Origin of the sequence: Bradyrhizobium viridifuturi, from assembly GCF_001238275.1 — a bacterium.
Classification (GTDB): domain Bacteria; phylum Pseudomonadota; class Alphaproteobacteria; order Rhizobiales; family Xanthobacteraceae; genus Bradyrhizobium; species Bradyrhizobium viridifuturi.
In genome coordinates this window covers 1-5,942 of sequence record NZ_LGTB01000098.1, presented here as the reverse complement: position 1 = coordinate 5,942, position 5,942 = coordinate 1, and the positions used below count along the sequence as shown (strand labels likewise).

Below are 5,942 nucleotides of genomic sequence, written 5' to 3'. Positions count from 1 at the left end.
CCGGCGCGCTGAGGCAATTCGGTGAGGACGTGGCGCAACCACGCTAACGGCTCGACACGTGAGGCGCGGCAGGTCAGCATCAGGCTGTAGACGACGGTACTGGCCTTGGCTCCGTCCACGGTATCGCTGAACAACCAACTCTTCCTGCCAGTTGCAAAAACCCTGATGTCGCGCTCCAGAAGATTGTTGTCGATCGGCATGCTGCCGTCCCCGGTGTAGCGCGTCAGATATTCCCATTGGTTTCGGGTGTAGGATGCGGTGTCGCCGAGCTTGCTGTCAGGCAAGACCTTCGGGGCCATGTCATCGAGCCATACCTTGAGAGCATTGAGGATGGGGACACTATGTTGCTGGCGGAAGCGGCGAATGCAGTCGGCCTGTGTTTCACCCTTCTCCGGTATTCCGTCCCGCGCCTGCCTTTCAACCCGGTAGAACTGGTCGAAGAACCGCAGCGCCTGCTCGGGCGGTCCGCCGCCCTTCTTCCTCGCCCAGAGGTCATCGACAAAGCGCCGCCGGGAGTGGGCCATGCAGCCGATGTGGGTGGCCCGTTCCAGCGTGCGCCATGCGGTATAGCCGTCACTCATCACGATGCCGCGGTAATCGCCGAGGAAGGCCTGCGGGTGGATTTGGCCGCGGCCCGGCTGATAATCCAGAAGAACGATGGGCTCGTGACTGCCCTTGCCGCTGCGATAAGCCCACATATACGATGTGCTGGTGGCCTTTTTGTCCTTCTCCTTGAGGACCTGAACCGTCGTCTCGTCGCCATGGATGAGAGGCTGCGATCTGAGCCGCAGCTTCAGGGCGTCATAGATGCGGGAAAGATGTTTCTCGCTCGAGCCGATCACCCAGTGGCCCAGAGCGCCTCGGCTGACAGGAACGCCGGCGCGCTCGAATGCCTGCGCCAGGCGGTAGAGCGGTGTGCCATCGACATATTTGTGAACCAGCGCGAACGCCAGCGTCGAGGGCGTAGCAACGCTGCCCGGCAGCGGCTGCGTCGGCATCGGCGCGGTCACGACAGGGGCGTTGATCCCGGTGTGATCGCAATGGCGGCACGCATATTTGAAGCGTACGTTCTGTAAAACCTTCGCCTTCACCTCGATATGAAGTTGCTCGGTGACAGCCTCGCCCATGCGATGCATCTGGTCACGGCAGCAAGGACACGCCTTCTGATCGTCGGGCAGGTCATACTCGACGCGCTCACGCGGCAGGTTCGCCGGCAGCGGCCTGCGGCCGCGCTTCTTTCCCGTTGTGTTTTTGACGGGTGGCAAGCCCGTGTCCGGAAGTTCGGCGATATTGTTCGTTTCACTGCCGGCGTCATCGATGCACGAAATCACGCCGTGGAGAATCGGTCAGCCCGTCACCGCTGGGCTGGTCGCGCAATGGCTGCGTCGGGAATTTACTGGACTTGCCCCCAGCGCTCCCGTGCATGGGAAGTCCCGAAAACTCCAGCGTCCCGAAGCGCGCTCGGCGCCTTCACCTACCAGTCCATGCCGCTTGCGCGGCTTGCACGCTCGCTTCATCGCAATTTCATTCGCCGTCTGATCGCCAACAGTCGGCGACGGCGTTCGAGTGTCTAAAGTTCAGTTCACTGGCATTCCGGTCAATTTTTTCACCTCCTGATTTACTCCTTAGCGCGACAGAGCCTTCGCACGCCCCCCGCTGAGCAAAGGGGGCGTATCGCGGATTTGCGTATTCGCGCGCTCAGGGGATCAGCCTCGTACAACCTCGTACAAGGCGCTCAGCGATTGGAGAGAGATGCTTGCGCTTTGCGAGTTCTGGACGCTATCGGCATTAACGAAGACCAGCTGTTGCCCGTTGCCCTGGAGTGACCACGAGAGTGTCTGGTACGCGCTGACGTTAGTCTTGTACTGATTGACCGCGCTGCCTACAGCCTGGATCCGGAGAGCAGGGTCGACCAGCGCATTCACGACGTTCACCACTGCGGACTGCTCGGCGAACTGAATCGAAATGAACTGATTGATATTACTCTGAATCTGCGCCTGATACCAGTGCGAGGCCGGCACCGAGTAGTAGCGCGTGAACTTTGTAAACGCGTGGTTCTTCCCGTCTGCTGCCAGGGCTTGGTTGTTAATGCCACTCGTGTCCAAGGGCATCTTGACGCTGGCGATATAGGTCTGAACCTGTGCGCCAGGCTGATTCTGCAGCATCGACGCCGCCACTGTAGTGGTGTCCGAGCCATTCACGAACAGCACCGATGCGAGGCCCTGATTCTGAGTCGTACCCGGCACTTGCACGGTGGCGGGTGGCTGCGACTGGCTCCACACGACGGAAATGCTCGCGCCAGCGTCGTTCCCCGCGATATTGTAGAAGATCAGGCCGTAGAGCTGCCTAGCGTTGAGTTGCTGGCACGTCGCAGTATCGCCAGGGTTAAGGGTGACGAGTTGTCCGTTGTTCCAGTTTGTAGATGCCACAATGATCTCCTGGGTAATTTATCCGCTCGGCTCTTTAGAAAGCCGAAGCGATGCCAACTTCATGCGCCAGATTCACGCCACAGATTGCGTGACGCGCGGAGTGCGATTTCCCCGATAGAGTTTGGTGATTGCGATCAGTATCATCCACTCCTTGCCTCTCGTCACCTATCAGACTAAGTAGGTGAAGCGGGTTGCTTTATTCACGAAACGCGGGCGATCTCATCATAGAGATGATCGTACGAGCTCGATTCTGACATCCGCGCGAAAAAAATCAGGGCGTGTGGTCGCAGCGAGCGACGTTTTCTGAAGATCGGTGTTGGTCGTGGCTGACCTTGCCCCGCGGACTTAATCCAGTTTGAAGTTCGCTCTGGCCCAAGACGAGGACCAGAGCATGAAGCGCAGCCGCTTTTCGGAAGAGCAGATCATTGGGATTTTGAAGGAGCATGAGGCCGGGGTTTCGGTTGCCGATCTGTGCCGCAAGCATGGCGTCAGCGACGCCAGCATCTACAAATGGAAGGCCAAGTTCGGCGGGCTGGAGGTGTCGGAGGCCAAGCGGCTGAAGACGCTGGAGGACGAGAACACACGGCTGAAGCGGTTGCTGGCCGATGCCATGCTGGACAACGCGGCGCTCAAGGACCTCGTGGGAAAGAAGTGGTGACGCCCGCGGCCAAGCGGAAGGCTGTCGCGCATCTCGTGGACGCCCACGGGATGAGCGAACGGCGGGCGTGTAAAGCCATCGGCTGCTGCCGCATGACCATGAGATACCGGACGATCCGGGCGGATGATACTGGCCTTCGGCAGCGGATGAAGGCGATTGCCCAGGAGCGCCGCCGCTTCGGCTATCGGCGCCTGCACGTTCTGCTCAAGCGGGAGGGCTATCTGATCAACCACAAGAAGCTGTTCCGGCTCTATCGGGAGGAGAAGCTTACGGTGCGCCGCCGCGGCGGCCGCAAGCGCGCAATTGGCACCCGAGCCCCAATGACGGTGCCGATGGCGCCGAACGACCGCTGGTCACTCGACTTTGTATCGGATCAGCTGACTGATGGCCGCCGCTTCCCCTGTGCTTCGGCGTGGAATAAGGACCCCGTATTCGGGGTGATCGGCATCCAATCGGGACCCCGGGGTAAGGGTCCACAGTGGCTTCCATTGAGTCATGGAAGCCGAGGTTGGGATGCTGGTGGTGGAGACGATTGCCAAGATCCGTCGCGCCTATTTTGTTGATGGTCGCCCGATCAAGGCGATCTGCCGAGAACTCGGCGTGTCGCGGAAGGTGGTCCGCAAGGTTATCCGTTCTCAAGCAACTGAGTTCCGGTACGAACGCGAGACGCAGCCGCTCCCGAAGATGGGGCCGTGGAGTTCCGAGCTTGACCGGCTGCTGGCGGCAAATGAGAGCAAGGCGGCGCGAGAACGGCTGACGCTGATCCGGTTGTTCGAAGAGCTTCGCGGCTTGGGCTATGCCGGCGGCTATGACGCGGTTCGTCGCTACGCGCGACGCTGGAGCCGGGAGCGCGGGGCCTCAACAGCATCAGCCTATGTGCCGCTGAGCTTTGCGCCAGGCGAAGCCTACCAGTTCGACTGGAGCCACGAGGTGATCTTGCTGAGCGGCACCACGGTGATGGTGAAGGCCGCCCATGTCCGGCTCTGTCACAGCCGCATGCTGTTCGTGCGGGCCTATCCGCGGGAGACGCAGGAGATGGTGTTCGACGCCCACGACCGGGCGTTCGCCCTGTTCAAGGGCACCTGCACCCGCGGCATCTACGACAACATGAAGACCGCCGTAGAGACGATCTTCGTCGGTAAAGGGCGTCTCTACAATCGCCGCTTCCTGCAGATGTGCAGCCACTATCTGGTCGATCCGGTCGCCTGCACGCCAGCGTCGGGCTGGGAGAAGGGGCAGGTCGAGAACCAGGTCGGGCTGGTCAGGGAACGCTTCTTCACGCCGCGGCTGCGGTTCAAAAACCTCGACGAATTAAACGCCTGGCTACTCGACAAATGCATCGCTTACGCCAAGGCGCATCGCCATCCGGAGCTGGTCGATCAGACGATCTGGGAAGTGTTCGAAGCCGAACGCCCCAAGCTCGTTCCCTATGCCGGCCGCTTCGACGGCTTCCATGCGGTGACGGCATCGGTCTCGAAGACCTGCCTGGTGCGCTTCGACAACAACAAGTACTCGGTCGCAGCCAGCGCAGTCGGACGACCGGTCGAGGTTCAAGCCTATGCCGATCGCATCGTAATCCGTCAGGATGGACGCATCGTTGCCGAGCACTCGCGATCCTTTGGCCGTGGCGATACCGTCTACGATCCTTGGCACTATGTGCCGGTGCTCGCCCGCAAACCCGGCGCCTTGCGCAACGGTGCTCCCTTCAAAGACTGGGTGCTGCCGGCCGCGATCGAGCGGATCCGGCGCAAGCTTGCCAGCACCGACGATGGCAATCGGCAGATGGTCGACATCCTCAACGCGGTGCTGACTGATGGTCTGCCCGCGGTGGAAGCGGCCTGTGCCGAAGCGCTCAGTCACAGCGTCCATTCCGCCGATGTCGTTCTCAACATCCTGGCCCGGCAACGTGAGCCCGCCCCACCGGCCAACATCATGACGCCGGCCGCACTGACGCTCCGTCATGCACCGATCGCCGATTGTGCCCGCTACGACAACCTCCGGAGGACCATCTGATGGAACGAACTCAAATCTTCGACCTCATGGGCGAACTCAAGCTCTACGGCATGAAGGCTGCCTTCGACGAGATCATGGCAACTGCCGTCAAGCGCCAGCACGAACCCCAGCGCATTGTCGGCGACCTGCTCAACGCCGAGATCAACGAGAAGCAGGCCCGCTCGATCAAATACCAGCTCACCATTGCCAAGCTGCCGCTTGCAAAGGACATCGCCGACTTCCAGTTCGATGGCACGCCTATCAATCAGACTCTCGTCAATGATCTCGCCAGCGGCGGCTTCATCGCCCAACAACGCAACGTCGTGCTGGTCGGCGGCACCGGCACAGGCAAAACCCACCTGGCCATTGCCATCGCCAGAAGCTGCATCCGATCCGGCGCCCGCGGCCGCTTCTTCAACGTAGTCGACCTCGTCAATCGCCTCGAGACCGAGACCCGCAACGGACGGCAAGGACGGCTCGCCGAGCATCTGACCCGGATGGACTTCATCGTGCTGGATGAACTCGGCTATTTGCCCTTCGCCCAGTCCGGCGGTCAGCTCCTCTTCCACCTCGTCAGCCGGCTCTATGAGCGCGCCTCCGTCATCGTGACCACCAATCTCGCCTTCGGCGAATGGCCGAGCGTGTTCGGCGACGCCAAGATGACCACCGCGCTGCTCGACCGGTTGACCCATCACTGCGACATCGTCGAGACCGGCAACGACAGTTGGCGATTCAAAAGCCGAGACGACGATCACATCACCCGCGCTCGTCTCGCCTCCGCTATCCCGGCCAGCTCCGACGAGCCGAGCGCTACCAGTAGAACGCGCCGATCAAAGGGGGGCCTTTTGGATGCCGATCGGGGC

2 protein-coding genes and 3 pseudogenes are annotated in these 5,942 nt (G+C 61.1%); 3 read left to right on the top strand and 2 right to left on the bottom strand.

Annotated features, from left to right (window positions below; all coding sequences use genetic code 11):
- A pseudogene (gene tnpC / locus ALC15_RS40655) lies at window positions 1-1,280 on the bottom strand (IS66 family transposase); the annotation flags it as partial.
- A 426-nt stretch (window positions 1,281-1,706) separates the two neighbouring features.
- A complete protein-coding gene (locus ALC15_RS40650) occupies window positions 1,707-2,429 on the bottom strand; it encodes a hypothetical protein (protein WP_050632114.1) in 723 nt (240 codons plus the stop codon).
- 391 nt (window positions 2,430-2,820) lie between these two features.
- On the opposite strand from ALC15_RS40650, the pseudogene ALC15_RS42915 reads away from it, so the two are divergent.
- The 3 genes and pseudogenes from ALC15_RS42915 to istB all read left to right on the top strand — a co-directional run.
- Window positions 2,821-3,485: pseudogene (locus ALC15_RS42915) on the top strand (transposase); the annotation flags it as partial.
- Between the two features lie 115 nt (window positions 3,486-3,600).
- Window positions 3,601-5,091, top strand: a pseudogene (gene istA, locus ALC15_RS40640) (IS21 family transposase); the annotation flags it as partial.
- An 8-nt stretch (window positions 5,092-5,099) separates the two neighbouring features.
- A partial coding sequence (istB, locus tag ALC15_RS40635) for an IS21-like element helper ATPase IstB (RefSeq protein WP_050632113.1) occupies window positions 5,100-5,942 on the top strand: 843 nt, incomplete at its 3' end.